Consider the following 17,737-nt stretch of genomic DNA (forward strand, 5'->3'; position numbering starts at 1 on the left):
GGGCCGAGGCCGGTGAACCCTGTTCAAAGTACCTCTCGTCAAGAGCAACCTGCGGCCCCTGCGTTATCGCAGCCCACAGCGCGGAATTGGGCGCGCGCTCGAACAGCCACTCATACCTACCCCCGTCCTCGGCGTAGTCGAAGGCCGCCAACTTCTCGGAAGCGTCGGACGAGAAGCCTGTGAAAGACATCCATGCCTTAGCAAGGCGCTCGTTATCGATGATTCGATACGCGTCCGGGCCATACTGGTAATGGTCGGCCCTGAAGTTTTTGGGCTTGTGTTCCTTCATGTTGTCGAACTCCATGTCCTTACGCTGGTAGTACCAGCGGGGTGACATGCCATTGAACTGCCGCTGGAGGACGCGTTGAGTGCGGCTGTTGGATCTGAGATTGCGCGCGGACATTCGGTTCTGATTGTTGCTAGCGGTGACGACGTCCTCCAGGATGCCCTCATCTGGAGTGATTATGAACCGAACAGGCACAAGACAGTGGGTATCGAAACGCTGTCTGCTAGCGTCATCATCCATGTCCTTGTAGGCGTGGTGAAGAGATATGACAGTCTGACAGCCGTTGATGATCTGCGGCTTGTGTAGCGTTGCGTGGCAGGGTTGCGCGGCTCCCTTGGGCAAGCTGAGGGAATTGCATGAGAAGGTTACGCCGTTATTGAGAAGGTGGAAGCGCTCCTGTCCCTTTCTGTCCTGCAGGGTTTCGATTATCTGCCTATTGATGGATGTCTTCTTGCCTAGATAGAACCTCACGTTCAGGTCGAAGAGCGCCAGCTTATGTTGGTCGAATATCCTGAATATCTCTCGGGCTGGCACGAGGGCATAGCCCCATTTCTTCACCTGTCGATACGAATCTGGCTCGACATCGAGCCTGATCTTGTCCGGACGTTCCGGTGACAGCAACGACATGCCGAGTTCCGAGGCAATTCGCTGGTAGTCGACCACACGAACTTCGTACTTAGGTGCGGGCCACTTAGAGCGCAGTTCCTCGAGCTTTTCCTTCGCAGCAGGCGTGAGTGTGCCGAACACGGCCAATACGGAGTCGAGCCTGAACGTCCCACCATCGCGCTCAGCGGCCTCTCTGCCTGCCCGAAAGCGGTTCCGCGCCTCTTGAGCGCAGGGGTTCCCTCTAGCATTGCCTTCGTCATCGCTAAGGAACGTCAAGACATCTTCTATCTCGTTGATGACGTCGGGTCCGTACGTGACCGGACTGACTACACTTGTGTCGTCGATATCCGGTAGTTTGCACTGATAGGCCACGACGCGCTCTTCCGTGATGTCATAGAAGTCGATCTTCTGGTCCTTTGAGCGGTCACACACGCGGAGTCTGTCCGGCGCGATATTCTCAAGCTGCTGACCTATGTAGTACACGAATAGTTTCTGGAAATCGTCTCCTAAGTCAGGTCCTTCTTCGGATAGCGTTTCAAGGGTGCGTCTGAGCAAACCGACGATGTCCACATACTTGTAGTTGTCCCCTATGGCTTTCTTCATGGTGTGCGTGCTCCTTGTGTATCAACGGCGCTACGTCGCGCCCAACTTCTGGAGGGTAGAGAGGAATCCAGAGAACTCCCTCAACACTGTCAGATCGTCCCGGGTGATTCCGTCCGGGTCGAAGTGCATCACGTCGTTCCGAATATCCCTGACCCTGTCCAGTCTTTCTATGAATGCCGCGCGGTCGACTCTAAGCTGAAGCCTCTCCCATTTCCTCGGGTCGGCTAGGACGCGAACGTACTCGCCTATCGTGAGGTCTGCGACCTTCTTTACCTCTCGGCCGGAGTCAGTGTTGAGTTTGCTCGATTTCAGCTCCTCAATTGAGAAGTGCTTCAGAAGTATTCGGCGGATGTGGTTCTCAATCTGTGATAGCAGGAGGAATGGCTCGGCCAATTGGTGGAACTGTCTGCTGATGTCGCTGGCAGTGATGATTCCCGTGATCCTTCTGTCACGACCCTTGACAAGCACGTATTCATGCTGCGCAATCGTCTGCATGGCAGTCAGTAGCGAGTCGTCCTCACTGACCTCATGGTGAGTTTCCATCGCCTCTCGGACCAACAAGGTCGGCAGTCCAAGCGCCAGCCGCGATCCGATGGAGGCCCAGCTTATTACACCCTTGACGTCTCGTTCGCTGGTCATGACAGGCAGCTGTGAGTAGTCGTTGGACATCATGATGGTCACGGCTTCTGCTATCGGTGCGTCTGGCTTGACCGAAATCGGTGCGTGCTGAGCTGCCTCAAGCCTGCTTATTCGGTAGGTCGGGTCGGCATACTCGTTAGGCGTCCCGGCGGAGTTTGTGGCGTCCGGGCGCGTCTCCTCCTGCGCCAAGTGCGAGTCAGAGATGCCATCCTTCCGAGATGTCACCTTGGCGGGTTCTGCAGGTAGGAGCTGCACGGTAGAGTCGAGATATGCTGCTTCGAAGTCAGGGTCGGTACGCAGGCCTGCTTGGGTGAGACCGGTACGAACCGCGAACACGACCCAGTAACCTCGACGTTGCTGGCCGTACCATTCCAGCAATTCCCTTACGGTTACGCGTACGGCCGCACCGTGATTGACATCAGTGGCCACAGCTTTGAGTCGTTCATGTCCGTATTGAGTACTCATTGGCATGGGGAATCGATCGGATGACTACGCGGGCACACTGTCTATCTCGTTTCCATCAAGGCCGGGAAAGGACCGACTTCCATTGACGGTGAATTGTAGACGGGCACAGCCCGCTGTCAAGCCGAGAGCCGCGGGGGCGGGCGGGGCGGGAGCCTGGCTCGGACACTGACCGGAAAATGAAGCTCGGGATAAGGCTCGGGATTAGGCCCGGGATTAGATTCCGGAGTAAGCTCGGGAGTAGACCTGACGATTGCTCCGGCAAAAGACCCGACCATAGGCTCTACTTGTGCATGGGCCTAAGGCTCGACCATAGGCGGTACGATAGCTGGTGCAGTAAACTCGGCAATAGGCGGAAGGATAGCCGGTACAGAAGGCAGGGCAGTAGGCGGTGGATTAGGTGGGCGAGAAGGCTCAGGCTTAGGCGCGACAATTGGCGGGGCAATAGGCGGGGATTTAGGTGTGAGGATAGGCCCGGGTAACCGTCCCCCCCACGACCCCCGGGCAGGGAATACGTAACTTACGCGATGTCGTTTTGACCAGAAACGCCCAAAATCCGCAATTCCTACATGACGGCAATATGCATGGCCGAGCAGACGTGAGATGCAGAAACCAGACCGACGCGCCGCGGTCCACGTGAGAAACTAGAAACCCCCGGCAGGAGGCCGGGGGCTGTGGAGTCGGTGCAGACTACTTCTGTTTGTCTGACCCGGAGGGCTTGGGCTGCGGCGCGGGCTGCGGCTTGGGAGCCGGCTGGACCTGCATCGGATTGGCCTGAGGTTGGGCCGGCTGGGCTTCTTCCGGGGCGGCCTCGGTTTCGAAGTCGGATTCCTTCATCAGGACCTGTATCTTCGCCTTGGCCCGCAGGTTTGCTACCAACTGGTCGTACAGTTGCTTCTCCTGCGCGCGGCGGAGTTTGTTGTCGATCTTCGGGCGGACCTCGGTGAAGGGATGCGTGAACGCGTCCTTCTTTTCTACCATGGTCACGAAAGTGTAGGTGGAGTCGTTCAGCTTGATGACCGGCGAGATTCCGCCCTTGGACAGGATGAACGCGGCGTCGACGACTTTCTTGTCGTGAGCCTTATCGTCCCTGGCGAGCCAGTAGAGGTCGCCGCCGGACCAGCGGCTGGCCGAGGAGGAGAACCGTTTCGCTATGTCCTCGAACGGCGTCTTCTGCGCGGTATCCTTCTTCGTTACCTTCACGAGCAGCGTGCCGGCCGTTGTCTTGAGCGGCGCGGCGGTCTGCCCGGCGTTCAGTTTGAACAGGCCGGTTACGAAGTCGGCAGGCAGGGCTTCGTCGAGCTGGACGTAGGTGCCGAGCTTGGCCGAGTCGGTCGGAGCGACCTTCGCGGTTTCCGAACGAGGCGGCCGGCCGAGCAGCGAGTCAAGTTGGCTGATCCGCTTGACTTCCAGCAGCGCCGGTTTGTACAGCTTGTCCTGTTTGGAGAGGTCGTCGAATCCGAGGGCATACGCGCCTGACTTGAGGTAGGGGCCGGTGAGTTTCGTCTTCTGCGACAGGTCGGGCACGTTCTTGTTGCCGACGCTCGTCATCGGCTTGCCCGGCAGCAGGGCCGGGGCGCCGGCGAGAGCGTAGAGGCCCAGCAGGGAATCGCTGTTGGCGGTTGCGGCCGAGAACGATGTCGCAAGTTCCTGCATCGGTGCCGGGAAGAGCAGGGCGCGGCCCTGAACTAAGACCGGCAGCTTGCCGTTCACGGCCCAGTCGTGCACTTGCTGTGCCCGGGCCATGCTCGCGGCGGTGATTTCGCGGGCGTGGACCTTGGTCGGTTCTTTGTAGTCGGCGAGGTGCGCCTTGTAGTCGGCCATCAGCGTGGCCGAGTCGAGCACGACCTTGTCGACGGTCATCTTCTTGCGGTACGCGTCAATCAGCATGTTCGACCGGGCGGTGAGGATCTGGTCGACGACCTTGTTGACGAGCCACAGCTTCTGATACTCGGTTTGCTTGATCAGCAGCTTTTCGAGGATGAGGTTGTCAAGGATGCGGCGTTTGCCCTCGGGCGAGTTGAACTGGTCCCGGTAGAACGGCGGGATCATGTTGAGCCTGGCCGCGAGCGCGGATGAGTCGATGACGACGCCATTGACCACGGCGAGCGTGTCTTTGCCCTTGGCGATGGCCGCAGTGTCCTGGGTGATGGCCGCGTGGGCCTTGAGGTCGGCAACCGCTTTGTCGTAGGCCTTGGTCGAGTTCTGCTGCTGCATATCCGAGGTGAGCTGGCTGCGGACGTCGGCATAGGTGCGGACAGTCTTCGGCTTCTTCTCGGTCACCTTGATGATGACGAAGCCGTCTTTCACCTGAATCGGCTGGCTGATATCGCCGAGCTTCAGCGTGAAGGCCGCATCTTCGACCGGCTTCTGCAGGGAGCCGCGGGCAATCAGGCCGAGGTCCCCGCCCTTTGCCTTGTCCGGAGCGGTTGAGGCCTGTTTGGCGATGGTGTCCCATTTCTTCGCGGTCGTGTCGGACACAAGCCTGGCCCGCAGTTTGTCGGCCGAGTCCTTAGTCGGCACCTGAATCTGGTAGACGTGCACCTTTTCCGGTGTGGTGTACTTGGTGGCCAGGTCTTTGTTGTAGGCCGCCTTCATGTCTTTCTCGGTCGGCGCGCTGTTGTCTTCGACCGTGCGCTGGTACCATTCCTGGAACATCGCCCGGTTGCGCTGGTCCTCGAAGCCGGACGTGAAGGACGTATCGCGGGCGACGCCGCCAGCGAGCGCGGCTTTGTAGAGCAGCCGGTTGTCGATCATCGTGTCGAGCAACTGCTGCTTCTTGTCGAACTTCTCGTACGCGGTCGGGTTGCGGCTGATGTGGTCGTCGATCTCGATCCGGGTGATGGGGAAGGAGTCCACGAATGCGACGCGGTCCTGGTAGTTCTTACGGAAGCAACGCTCGATGGCGTCGAGCGCGTCGCTGCCGTAGGTCGACTTGGAGTAGCGCGTGGCGACCTGCTCGTAGTACTTCGCGGCATCGAGGTAGTTTTCCCGCAGCTCCTCGCAGAGCGCGAGGCGGTACAGGACGTCGGGCAATTGCTTGTCCTTGGGGTAAGCCGCGCTTAGACCGGAGTAGACCGACTCGGCCCCGGCGTAGTCCGCCTTCTTGTCGAGCAGGAAATCGCCGAGTTCGAGCCGGACGGCAAAGCGGTCGGCCGGCGTCTTGGCTTCGGCGTCGAGCCGTTGCAGTACCGCGTGCGCCTGGTCTACCTTCTTCGCCACATATAACCCGTAGACTGTGTCGAGCGCGGCGCTCACCGGCGTAGTGCTCGCCCCGGCGGCCGCGACCAGGCAGAGCAGTGCGAGAGTCAGAGCTTTCTTCACTGACAGCCTCCTTAGTAGTTAATCTCCATTGGACGGTTAAGCCGCGATTCCGTTACCGGGCAATCAGCAGGGCGACCTTCATCACCGTGCAGGACAGCAATGGAATCACGACGTTGTCGTTGACTTCAATCGGCAGCGCCTCCACCACCGAGGCGGAAACCGCACCAAGAATACCGATTCCGAGAGGTAAATCAAGACCGGGCAGGATTGAGACGACCCACGCGACGATGAGGCAGACGATCAGTCCGGCCAGCGTTCCCTCCAGGGTCTTGCGGAAGATCCTCACCCGGCCGACGGACAGGCCGACGATGGCGGCAGCCGTGTCACCCAGCGCGAGGAACGACACGGCGGCGATGAATACGCCGCTGACGCGGCCCGCAGTCCCGTAGCCGAAGATCAGCATGCAGACGAGCGAGGCGAGCATCAGGTACGAGGCCCCGGTCAGGGACGAGAGTTCTTTGCGGCGGAGCATCGAGCCGAAGAGGACGATGAACACGCTCTTCACCGAGGTGAGGCGCAGCCGCAGGAAGTCGACGAGCAGGAAGATGAAGGACGCCACCGCCAGGATGAGCAGAGCCAGGTGCCAGGGCAGCGGGTAGGCGAGAAACGGAATCAGCAGAGCCGCAAGGTGGGGTAGCTTGCGGTTGAGTTCGGCGCCTAGAATTCGAATCCCCCGGAAAGCTGCTGCGGACTGCCCAGGTCCCGCGCGTCCGGGGCAACGCCGGCGGCATAACCGTAGTCGACGCGGAACCGCTTGATGCGCAGCCCGACCCCGAACGTGAAGTTCCCCTGGTAGACGCCGAGGCGGCCGAAGAGCACGTTGCGGAACCCGTACTCGAGGCCGTAGTTCGGCGTGAAGTCCAGTCCTTCGAGGTTGGCGTCGGCCTCGAATGCCAGGGTCAGGCAGTCGCGCGAGAAGCGGAAGGTCTTGGCAAGGCCGAGCGCCCCGCGCGGCATCACCAGCTCCTGCGTGCCTGTATCCCAGTAAAGCGGCGACGTGCTGGCGTTGCGGATGCGCAGGCCGACGTTGAGGTCGGGCAGCGGCGTGAGCGTTGCCCCGACGTCGAGGCCCATGCCGAAGGCGGAGCCGACCCCGAGGTCCTCGTAGATGAGTTTGACGTTACCGCCGACGCTGGCGTACGGTGACAGCGTCCGGGCGTAGTTGACGTAGCCGACCACCTGGTTCGCGCTGACCTCGGCCGAGTCATAAGGACGGTTATCGGGTCCCACCGGCTGGGTCGTGTCGTGCAACGCCGTCAGCTTGATGCCGGGGATGCCGTTCTGGAGCACGGCCAGCCCGATGGATTGGAGCGGGGAGTGGAACGAAACCCCAAGGTAGTTGTGGTTGACGAGGCCGGAGAAGTCCTCGGAGTGGAGGAACAGAACCGAAGTCCGCGCCAGACCGGAAGTGAGCGACGGGTTATAGTAGATGGCGCTCGGGTCATCGGCCGCGGCCACGACCGCGCCGCCGATGCCGATGGCGCGCGCCGAAGTGCCCAGCTCCTCGAAGTCGTCGGCGTACTTGGTCGCAAGGGTGGTCGCGGCCAGCGCCGCCAGCAGCGCGATCATTCTCAGCCGGACAACGTCGGTTCGTCCGAATCCGCTATTCATCTTTGCTCAGCCTCACAATTCCTGATCCAGCCTTCGGTCTCACACCCGCCGCACCGTGCCGCTCAGCTCCTTGCGCAGCATGCGCGCAGGCGCGCTGTAGGTCGGGCGTGCGACGATCGTCACCTTATACTCGCCCTGGGTTACGAACTTCCCGGCATTGTCGCGGCCGTCCCAGACAATCAGCACCTCCCCGGGACGGTGCTCATGCGGGGGAGCCAGGGAACGAACCAGTTTACCGGAGGAGTCGGCGATGTCTACTGTAATGTCGGCCATTTCGGTCACGTAGAGGGCGATGGTCGTGCCGGGTTTGAGCGAGTCGAACTCGGCCGGGTAGAAGCCGATCAGATACGCGTCAAGTCCGACCCAGTAGTACTGACCACCGTCCGCCTCGGAGATGAAGACCTGGCCGAGCCGGCGCCAGATGGTGATGCCGGTCGGCGAATCGAAGGTCGTGCCTTCATTGCCCTGGCGGCCGAACGACACGATGTACCTCAGTTCGGGGTCGAAGAGGTGTATCTCGGAATTGACCTGGTCGGTGACGTAGACGTTGCCGTGACGGTCGAAGGCGCAGTACGCGAAGCCGGCGGAATCGACGCCGATGCGGCGCTTGTCGATCGTCCGCTGTTCCTGACCGTCGTCCAGCGAGAACTGGCTGATGCGGGTTCGGCCGCGGTCGATCACGACCGCGGCATTGATGCCGAACTCGTTGTAGTCGGCCTTCGGGTCAAGTACGCTGATGCCGGTCGGTCCCTCCAGGTCCTGAGTCCAGGTCGTGACCAGCCTGCCCAGCGAGTCGAACACCGCCACCCGGTTGTTCCCGCTGTCGGCGACGTAGACCCGGCCGCGCGAGTCCATGGCGACATCCATCGGCGACTTGAGCCGCGCCCCCTCATTCGTCATTCCGGTTGCTTTATCCGGAATCACCCCGATCCAGCTCAGTTGCGTATTGTGGTACCTCAACCTGACCACCCGGTCGTTACGGGTGTCGGCCACGTACACCGTGCCGTACTTGTCGCAGCAGATGCCGTGAGGATGGTTGAAATGGCCGGTGTCGTTGCCCTGCGATCCGTAGATGCGCGGCTCGACAAGCTTCACATTGTAGACAATCTGGCTCGTGCCCGAGTTGACCGCGAATAAGGTCAGGATGTGGTCGTCGGTCGATGTCGTCGGGTCATCCTCCTCCACCATTTTGGCTCCGCACATCCCTTCCGGATCGTCGAGCTTGAAACTCCTGCCGAGATAAAGACTGATGTACAGCGAGCCGACACGATTGAAGCCCATGGTGTGGCTGAACGGCGGCACCATGAGGGTCGTCGGTTCGGTGGCAATTAGTGCGAGGAGAAGCGCGAACGGCACTGAAGATATACTAACCTCACCTCGCAGCTAGTCAAGCGGCCTGGGCCGGGTGCGATTAGGGTGAGGACTGCGAGCCCGGCCTGGAGAAGAGGCGCTGCCAGCGCGGGTCGCCGTGCAGTGCGTTGAAGTCGGAATCAGTCCGGGCATCGCGGAGCAACGCCGGGGCGCGGTCCTGAAGCAGCTCCAGCAACTCGAAGGCCTTGTCCTTGTCGGCAGCCTTGGCGCACGCACAAGCCCAGTTGAAGAGCGCCTCGTAGTAGTCGGGTTTGACTTCGATGGCGCGCTGGAACCTGGCGTACGCTTCCCCGGCTGTCGTTCGGGCTTCGCCTCCGGTCTGGAGCAGAGCCAGATCGCCGAGTGCGACGCCCCAGTTGCTGAACGCCACGTGGAAGTCGGGCTTGAGTTCCGTGGCACGCTGGTACTTGTCGCAGGCCTCCCTCAATGTGGCACGGGCTTCGTCGCCGGTCTGGAACGAGGCCAGGTGGGCGAGTGCGCTGCCCCAGTTGTTGAACGCCGCGTCGAAGTCAGGCCTTTGTTCGGTGGCGCTCTGGAACCTGGCGCAGGCCTCTTCGAACGTGGCCCTGACTTCATCGCCGGTCTGGAACAGGGCCAGGTCATAGAGCGCGTTGCCCCAGTTGTTGAACGCCTCGTGGAGGTCGGGCTTGAGTTCGGTAGCTCGCTGGAACCTGGCACAGGCGTCCTTGAAGGTGGCCCTGGCCTCATCGCCGGTCTGCTGCTTGGCCAACTCGTAAAGGGCGCGGCCCCAGTTATTGAATGCCTCGTATTTGTCAGGCTTGATTTCGGTGGCGCGCTGGAACCGGGCGCAGGCCTCCTTGAATGTGGCCACGGCCTCGCCGCCGGACAGGAGCCGGGCCAGGTCATAGAGCGCGTTTCCCCAGTAGTTGAACGCCACGTGGAAGTCGGGCTTGATCTCGGTAGCACGCTGGTACTTGTCGCAGGCCTCCCGCAATGTGGCCTTGACTTCGTCGCCGGTCTGGAGACGGGCAAGGTCAAAGAGCGCGTTGCCCCAGTTGTCGAAGGCCGCGTGCAAGTCGGGTCTGAGTTCGGTGGCGCGTTGCAACCGGGCACAGGCCTCCTTGAATGTGGCTCTGGCCTCGTCGCCGGTCTGGAGCAGGCCCAGGTCATAAAGTGCATTGCCCCAGTAGTTGAATGCCGTGTAGATGTCTGGTTTGAGTTCGGTCGCGCGCCGGAACTTGTCGCAGGCCTCCGTGAATGTAGCCCTGGCTTCATCGTCGGTCTGGAGCAGTGCCGATTCGTAGAGTGCGCGGCCCCAGGTGTTGAACGCCTCAGGCTGGTCAGGCTTGATATCCGTGGCGCGCCGGAACTTGTCGCAGGTCTCGCCGAGTGCGGTCCTGGCGTCGTCGCCGGTCTGGAGCCGGGCCAGCTCGTAAAGTGCATTGCCCCAATTGTACAGCGCGCGGTGCAGGTCGGGTTTGACCTCGGCAGCGCGTTCGAACCGGGCACAGGCGTCCCGGAACAAGGCCACTGCCTCGTCGCCGGTCTGGGACCGGGCCATGTCAGCGAGTGCGACACCCCAGTCATCGAACGCATGACCAAGCGGGTCGAATGCGTCGGTTGCATCGAGCTTCCTGGCTTGCTCCAGCAGGTAGTCCAGCGCGCCCGTGTCCGCCTCGGCCCACGCTTCGCGGGCCTGTTTCACGACCGTGTCGCGCTCGATGGGCAGCTTTCCATCTTCGCGCGGGCAGGCCGCCTCATTCCTTTCGAAGCAGTCTATCGCCGTGGCTGCCCAGTGTTTCCCCACTTCCGCAAGGTCGGTCTCCTCGACCGCGGCCACCTGTTCCAGGGTTTCACGCAGGTAGGAGAAGGGTTCCACCGTCATAGCCGAGCATTCGATGCCGAGCGCCCGTGCGAGGCGCATGAAGAACAGGTCGGCATCCTGGTTGCGTACGCAGTATGCGAGATTCGCGTCTACGCCGAACAACCCGTCCCGGACGTGTGACTTCGGTTCGGCGTCTCCGTGGAGGGTCCAGTAGAGACCGTGCGGATGCTGCCCGTGCCTGCAGAGAATGTCGAACACCGGGTCATTCTCGCCGCCGTAACCCACGACGATAAGGGTCCTGTCGTCGAGCACGGAGTAGAGAACGCTCGCCAGCCGTGCCCTTGCCGCCCGGTCTTCTTTGATCATCTGCGTCGTGCGGAACGCCCCGCCTTGGCCGTGAAGGTGAAGTACCGCGGGGGAGATGGCCCGTGCAGGGTCAATGGTGCCGACGTTCGCAACGTCATACACGTAGTGGTTCACGTTGGCGAAGGCCAGGCCGCGCACTGCGAGAGAGTCGAAGTTGGTGGTCAGAATCCAATCGACCAGGCCGTGCTTGACCAGGCAGGCGGCGTAGAGGTGCGCCATGTTTATTCTGGCCTTGCTCAAGTACCGGTCGAGTACTGCGGCACGCTGGTTCGCGTCGAGCCCTGCCACGAAGCTCGCGTAGTCCGGCAGGCGCTCGCGGTTGAACCCCGGGAACCTGTCCGCGTACTGGTCGAAGTTATCCATCACGATTTCCGCGGCAAGTGGGATGCCGGCTGAGCGGGAAGCACCCGCGCCCAGTAGCAGCGCAGCCTTGCGGTCCTGCTTCTCGTTGTCCCTCAGCTTCCGTGCGATGTCATCAATCGCAGCCAGGCGGCACGACTCCATCATCATTGGATTCTAGGGCGAACGAAGTCCCCAGTCAACTGGACGGGCGACGGGGCATGAGCTGCGTCAGGAGGCCCTTGACCTTCTCGCCGAACTTGCGGCGATGAAAGTACGTGGAATCGGAGCGTAGCCTGAAGCCCGAAGCAAGAGCCGCATCGCTGCCAGTCGGCAATCGACGACTGTGTGCGGCGAAGGTCCAGACCCGGTCGTGCACTCAATGCAAACACCGGCGGGTCTAAATGGGGACCCATTTCCCGTCTTTCCGCGACTAAGTTGCTGAGCTGGAGCGCGTTGGCCAATGGAAACGGCCGGAAATGACGCTTCGGGAATCGCCTTGGGAACCGTTCCGGGAACGGTTCGGGGGGCGGCTCTCGGAGGGACTGCTGACGTGATTAGCCGGGCGACTTCGACGGCGTATCCCAAGACGGTTCCGGCTGCGATTGGCGTATGGAATCCGGATGCGACTTGCGAATAGGTGTGGATGGTGACTTGAGATGCGACGTGCCCCGCGACTCTCAGCGTGGTTGACAGGGCTACCTGCGAAGTGACTTGCGGAGGGATTCTCAGGAGGACCTGCTGCGCGGTTTGCACAGCGACTTGGGCGGCAGGTCGTGAGGTTCCGGACTGGGTTCGGTCTGCCGGGTTGTGGCGGACTAACCTCTCCGGTTGGACGACCTTGGCACGGACATCCGGGCCCTTATTGATGACGTAGACGCTGGGCGAAGAGCGCGGGGAGTCGAGCTACCGCCTCTTGTGCGTCGGCTTGGCCTCGTTCTCGGCGACGCGGGCTTTGACCATGCGCCGCACGAGCGCGGAGGGGATAGGTTCATCTGCGTGGAAGCGGATCGTGCCTTTGCTGGTGCTGTACTTCTTCAGTTCGGCCGCGAACTTGCGGACAGTGGTCGCCCCGGCCGGGAAGAAACTGACGTGGTCCTTGAACGCCGCGTATCCGACAAGGTAGCCGTTCTGCCTGAATCCGGGCATGCTCCAGAAGATGCCTTCGGTTGCATCCGGAGCAGCGGCCCTGATGTCCTTGCGCAGTTTCTCCAGCGTCTTCCTGGTATCTTCGGGCAGCTTAGCAAGGTATTCTTCTACCGCACGGACTCCCTTTTCCTGCTCCCGTCCGCGCGCCTGCGTTCTTGGCTTCTGCATTCTGGCTTCTAGCCTCTGGCTTCTGACCTCGACCGGTCCTTGGAAGCGGCTCCCGCCCTAGAACTCGTAGGTAATCGTGTTGTTCGTCTCGGAAATCATGCCTTTGGTCTGCATCGTGCCGATGATGTGGTCGATTTCCTGCCGGCTGATCTTCTTCTGGAACATGGCGGAGATGGCCTGCGACAGGGTCTTGCGTTTGCGCGGGCGGGCCCGTTTCTCTACCTTGCCGAGGACATGGATGACACGCTGCAGCCTCGCGTCTTCCGCGGCCGGGGCAGGCGCTGCCGCCGCGGCCTTGTGGTGAAGCTCGTTGAGGTTCCCGATACGCCGGGACTTCATGCCGTTGGCGTTCAGATACTTGATGAGCGGGTCGAATCCTTTGTCGCGTGAGAGCACCAGGCATTCGGGCTTGGGCGTCTGGTCGTATGCCCGACCGAGCTGGAAGGCGATGAAGAAATCGAGCGCGTTGCTGCCGTTCCCGGTTATCTTCTGCCATTCGACCCGCCCGCCGAGCTGCTGTGCCCGCGTCACGAGGTCAAAGGGAACGCTCTTCTGGTCCGCGCCGACGAAGATGATTACGCGGTAGCTGTCGTCGAGGTTTGCCAGCTCCACCTGCTGCACGTTCTCGAAGTCCACGAGCAGCAGTTGCGTCTTTTCATGTGTAGTTTGCATCGGCTTCGATTCTCGGTCGGCAGGGGCCGAATGTCAAGCAAGGTCAAGGCACCCGGAACCGAGATGCGGCTGCTCGTCGGACGCGCTAGTCGGTCACCACCGCCCTTGCCGTCTGCGCACCTGATTTCACAAAGTACGCGCCTGCCCTGCGCACCGGCAGGAACTTCGTACCCGCAACCGCCGTCAGACTCAGTACGGCTCGGCCCGTCGCGTCGAACACGGTGATGGGGACGCTCGCGCCAGTGTGAAGCGCGATGCCCTGGCGGCAGGGATTGGACAAGACTCTGATGCCTGCCGGCAGGGATGCAGGGGCCTTCTCCTCGGCTACGCCATGGACCCATGGTCCGCCGCCGTCGGTGGTCTTGAGAATCGTGCCGTTGCCGCCAACTGCGTAACCGGTATCGCCGCCATGCGGGAAGCACAGGCCGTAGATCGGTTCGGTAGTAGCTCTGTCCTTTGTAGCCCAGATCTCGAGGGCACTATGCGTTACGCCGATAAACCCGCTGTCACCGCAAATGAACGCGAGGGTGTCAAGCGGCATGCATATCCCGTGGAAACCACCGGCAACGTAGGGACATCTCACAGTATCCCAAATCGGGCCGAAGGTCGCGGTGTAGCGGACGATGCCGTAACCCGTAACTGTATCTTGCCCGATGAGGTAGCCCTTGTCCGGGTTGGTGGGCGAGAACGCAGCGCCGGCCAGCGTTGCTGAAGGTGCCCCGGAGTTCTGATAGCCGCTGTTCCCTATGACAAGTCCCTTGACGCCGACAACCACGCCTTGGCTGTCCGTCGCGAAAGCGGCGCTGGTTGACCGGTCCAGAGGCCCTCCCACGACATGGTACGTCCAGCTGCTGCCGCCATCAGTGCTCTTGAGAACCGAGGCCAGGCTATCCGTGTGCAGCACTCCAATCCAAACGGTATGGCTTTTTGAGGGGAACGACACGTAGGTCAGCGGGTCGTAGGTGGGAGAGGCGGGTTTCATCCAGGTTGCTCCACCATCAGTGGTCATGACGATTGCTCCAACGTCCCCGACCGCAACACCGTTGTTGTCGTCCTTGAAGAAGACCGCCCTCAGCCCCATCAACGTCCCTGGGTTCTGGAATACCCATGTCGCACCGCCATCGGTGGTCTTGTAGACTGAGCCCCCACTCGACGCCGGTGCGCCGACCGCGTATCCGACCTGCGTGCCCTCAGGGAAACTTACACCCCTCAGGTCATCCATCGTGCCCGAGGTCAGCTTTGTCCAGCCCGCGAGGGCAATAGAGCATAGCAGCGCGATGCTGCCCAACACTGCCGCGTTACGCCGAAGTACCACGTCCACACTTCCTCCTCTTTCTGCCCTTCCTTGGATGCGAGACTTCTAGTTGCCCGTGTTCCTTCTCGTTCCGGCACGCCTTGTCCACGAGTGACCGGCCGGGAGCCATGGTTCACGTGCCGGCGAGGGAGGCCGCACGAGGCGCGATAATGTAGTTTAGCTCCCTGCTCCTGACTGTCAATGACCAGAGGTTGACGCGGACTGTGTCATCTCATAATCCGACAGTGAACGGGAGTGGGTGCGGCGTGCACAACGTGTGTCAGCGGGCTTCGCGCAGGTCTTGGCTCGCCCGCGTCACCATCACCCTTCCCTCCCGTTCAACGGGGAGGGAACATTAGGGAGGGGGAAGGGTATTGCGATGCAGGGGTGAAGGTCAGCACGTCGAAATGAAGGCCGTCCCTGCACCCGGGTTATCCGATGCCCGATTCAGGGAAGACGTGAGCGTGCGGCAAAGCACATGTAGGCGCACGCAGCAAGGCGGGCGCGCCCGTTAGACAGCCAACTGGCGTTGGCTGCAGCTACTTGCCCTGTGTCGGGGTTTTGGGGTTGGTCTTTCCTGTTGTGTCGGGCTTAGCAGACGGTGTTACGTGGGCTGAATCGGGCCTGACCGGCCGCTGGTGAAAGCTCGGTCAGCCGCCACCGGTTCCACAACCGACCATGGTCATTACCACAAATGACAACACCAGCAACCGCCAACTCACTACTCTCTTCATGTCCTATTAGACCCGTTAGTCACCTGCCGGGTGCTACCGGTACGTGGGAGGTTAAGGTCGATCGTTTACTTAAGGTCAGCGGCCGGCATGGCGGCCCGCGTTGAGCAGGGAGTCGAACCTGGGGTTGATGGGACCGCCGAGGCGGCGTGCGGCCTCGAGTTGCGTGCGGGCATCGTCGAGACGGCCGACGTTATACAGGCAGACGGCGAAGTTGTGCCGGACAGCGGGGTTGTCCGGAGCAAGCTGAACCATGGTGTCGTACTGAGCAAGGGCCTCCGGGTAACGGTTCTCCTGCTGCAACGCGGTGGCCAGCTCGAAGCGGAACTCGACCCGGCCCGGAGACAGCGCGACGGCTTTACCGAATTCGATGAAGGCAGGTTCGAGCTCTCCCCGGCGTTCATATGCTCTTCCGAGGTAGACGTGCGACGTGGGGTTGGACGGGTCGGCGCGGACGGCGTCCGACAGAAGCTGAAAGGCGCGGTCGGTCTCGCCGCGACCGAGCATGATGATGCCGAGGTTGCGCGAGGCTTCAGCGTGGCCGGGCTGCGTTCTAAGCGCCTCGTTGTATGTGGCGATGGCCCTGGTGGTGTCGCCCTCGTGGAAATAGACCGAGGCAAGGTTGGTCAGGCTCTGCGCCGCTTCCAGCTTCCCGCTGCCGTGGTGCACCGGATACGTGGTCAAGGCAAACGCGGCGAGGACCAGGGCGAGGGAGGAGAGAGAGAAGGAGAGGGAGGGGCGAGGGGCGGGGGATGAGGGACGGGGGACGGGGGACGGCGGACGGGTAGGGCGGACGAGGTTGAAGAGGCTGACCAGCATCGCGCCGGAGAATGGCAGGAGTGCAGGCAGAGCGGGAATGCGGTAGCGGGAGAAGACGAAGAACGCGATGACCGAAGCGGCATACCCGAAGTAGAAGACGACCAGCGACAGTCGAAGCCGGGTCGTCGACCACGGATTAGCACCGACGAACACTGATGGTCCGGAACGAGTCTGTGTCAGTCCGTGTTTATCTGTGGCTGGACTCGGACGGGTGAGGAGTATCATCGCGGCGAGGCCAAGGCCGAAGACCAGCCCGAACGACAGCAACGGCAGACGCAGCACCCATGAGTAGCGCGCGAAGAAGTACATGTCCTGGTTGTCCGGGACCTCGAAGTTGTTGAAGTAGAGGATTGTCTTCCGCCAGAGGAGCCTGGCAAAGTCGCTGCCATGGCTGGTCGCCCAGCTCAGCGCCGCGTGCGTGTAGAAGCGGGAGACGCCGGAATAGGACAGCGTCCTGCCGGCAGCCTTGTTCGCGTACTCCGCGAAGTCGGCCTGCTCGAAATCGGGGTTGGGCCTGACCCAGGGCGGCTCCTGGCACTGGCCCGTCGGGTTGTATGGGCTGTTGCCGATGTAGAGGTTCTGGCCCGCCTGGGTCGTAGTGAGCGTGAATTCGTGGGCCAGAACGGAATTACGGATGGACACCGGCGCGATGATCAGCAGCACACCGAGCAGGCTGGCGCCGGCAGGCAGGAGGACGCGGAGCCGGCCAGAGTCCGGAGACTTGGTGTCTTGGTGTCTTGGTGGTAAGAGTCCGTTTCCGGCCGTCGGCTTGGGGCCCGTGGCACGTGGCATGAATGCGAGGGCCAGCGGCAGGAGCGGCGCAAAGAGCAGCGTGTTGGCGCGGGTCAGCGCTGCAAGCCCGAGCCCGATGCCGCTCGCAAGTGGCCACAGCCAACGCCCGGCCGTGGGATTCTTGATTTGGGATTTTGGATTCTGGATTCCGGCTTCTGGACTGTGGGTTGTACCTTTCGCCTTGAGGCTTGAGGCTCTAACGAACAGCCACAGGAAGAGGGCGATGAGGAAGACGGCCAGCGCCGTCTTTTCAATCTGACTCTCGTAGAAGATGAGCGGCTTGTACAAGCCGGCGATGGCCGCGGCAGCAATTCCGGCACGCCAGTCGAAGAGACGCCGCGCCGTATCATAGACCAAGAGCAGGAAGACAGCCGCCAGCAACAGCTGAACGAGGTAGACGGCCCAGTAGTTGTGGCCGAAAACCGAATAGATGAGGGCCAGGAAGTAGGGGTACAGCGGGTCCTGATAGAACGGCTGGGCTGCAGCCTTCCCTTGGACAATGGTCATGGCCCATGTGTCATAGGCCTGACCGTCGATTACCGGCCGGGTGAAGAAAGGTGAGCTTGAGATAGCGACCAGATTGGCGACGCGCAGGCCTAGCCCGAGCGCGAGGACCGCGAGAAGGAGCCAGACTCGGGCCGAACCGGATTTCACCACGAAGACACGAAGACACGAAGTTCCCGGAGTCCGGGCTCCCTTAGAGTCTTTGTGCCTTGGTG

At 61.6% G+C, this 17,737-nt stretch carries 11 protein-coding genes; all 11 read right to left on the reverse strand.

From position 1 onward, the window contains the following. Positions 1 to 1,495 (reverse strand): AIPR family protein (locus VMH22_12875; GenBank protein ID HTW92584.1); only part of this gene is annotated, 1,495 nt, incomplete at its 3' end. Positions 1,496 to 1,525: 30 nt separating this feature from the next. Further along, the gene (locus VMH22_12880) at positions 1,526 to 2,323 is read right to left on the reverse strand and encodes a CBS domain-containing protein (GenBank protein HTW92585.1); all 798 of its coding nucleotides are present in this window, start codon (positions 2,321 to 2,323) and stop codon (positions 1,526 to 1,528) included. A gap of 963 nt (positions 2,324 to 3,286) precedes the next feature. After that, positions 3,287 to 5,920 (reverse strand): peptidyl-prolyl cis-trans isomerase, encoded by a 2,634-nt coding sequence (locus tag VMH22_12885; protein HTW92586.1) that lies wholly within the window; start codon positions 5,918 to 5,920, stop codon positions 3,287 to 3,289. A 52-nt stretch (positions 5,921 to 5,972) separates the two neighbouring features. Continuing rightward, on the reverse strand, positions 5,973 to 6,479 hold the full coding sequence (locus tag VMH22_12890; protein HTW92587.1) for a hypothetical protein: 507 nt from the start codon (positions 6,477 to 6,479) through the stop codon (positions 5,973 to 5,975). A 98-nt stretch (positions 6,480 to 6,577) separates the two neighbouring features. Beyond that, on the reverse strand, positions 6,578 to 7,531 hold the full coding sequence (locus VMH22_12895) for a hypothetical protein (GenBank protein HTW92588.1): 954 nt from the start codon (positions 7,529 to 7,531) through the stop codon (positions 6,578 to 6,580). Positions 7,532 to 7,570: 39 nt separating this feature from the next. Further along, positions 7,571 to 8,887, reverse strand: a complete 1,317-nt coding sequence (locus tag VMH22_12900; protein HTW92589.1) for a FlgD immunoglobulin-like domain containing protein — start codon at positions 8,885 to 8,887, stop codon at positions 7,571 to 7,573. 55 nt (positions 8,888 to 8,942) lie between these two features. Then, positions 8,943 to 11,561 (reverse strand): tetratricopeptide repeat-containing protein, encoded by a 2,619-nt coding sequence (locus VMH22_12905; protein HTW92590.1) that lies wholly within the window; start codon positions 11,559 to 11,561, stop codon positions 8,943 to 8,945. A 738-nt stretch (positions 11,562 to 12,299) separates the two neighbouring features. Next, entirely contained in the window at positions 12,300 to 12,710 is a 411-nt protein-coding gene (locus tag VMH22_12910) for a DUF1801 domain-containing protein (protein HTW92591.1), read from the reverse strand. A 57-nt stretch (positions 12,711 to 12,767) separates the two neighbouring features. Then, positions 12,768 to 13,382 carry a PIN domain-containing protein gene (locus VMH22_12915; protein ID HTW92592.1) on the reverse strand — a complete coding sequence of 205 codons (615 nt, stop codon included), beginning with the start codon at positions 13,380 to 13,382 and terminating at the stop codon, positions 12,768 to 12,770. A gap of 85 nt (positions 13,383 to 13,467) precedes the next feature. Further along, positions 13,468 to 14,703 carry a hypothetical protein gene (locus VMH22_12920; protein HTW92593.1) on the reverse strand — a complete coding sequence of 412 codons (1,236 nt, stop codon included), beginning with the start codon at positions 14,701 to 14,703 and terminating at the stop codon, positions 13,468 to 13,470. Between the two features lie 782 nt (positions 14,704 to 15,485). Further along, positions 15,486 to 17,672, reverse strand: coding sequence for a tetratricopeptide repeat protein (locus VMH22_12925; GenBank protein ID HTW92594.1), 2,187 nt, complete (start codon positions 17,670 to 17,672; stop codon positions 15,486 to 15,488). Between the last annotated feature and the right edge of the window lie 65 nt (positions 17,673 to 17,737).

It is taken from the genome of bacterium, assembly GCA_035505375.1.
Lineage (GTDB): Bacteria > Hydrothermota > Tepidihabitantia > Tepidihabitantales > Tepidihabitantaceae > UBA2258.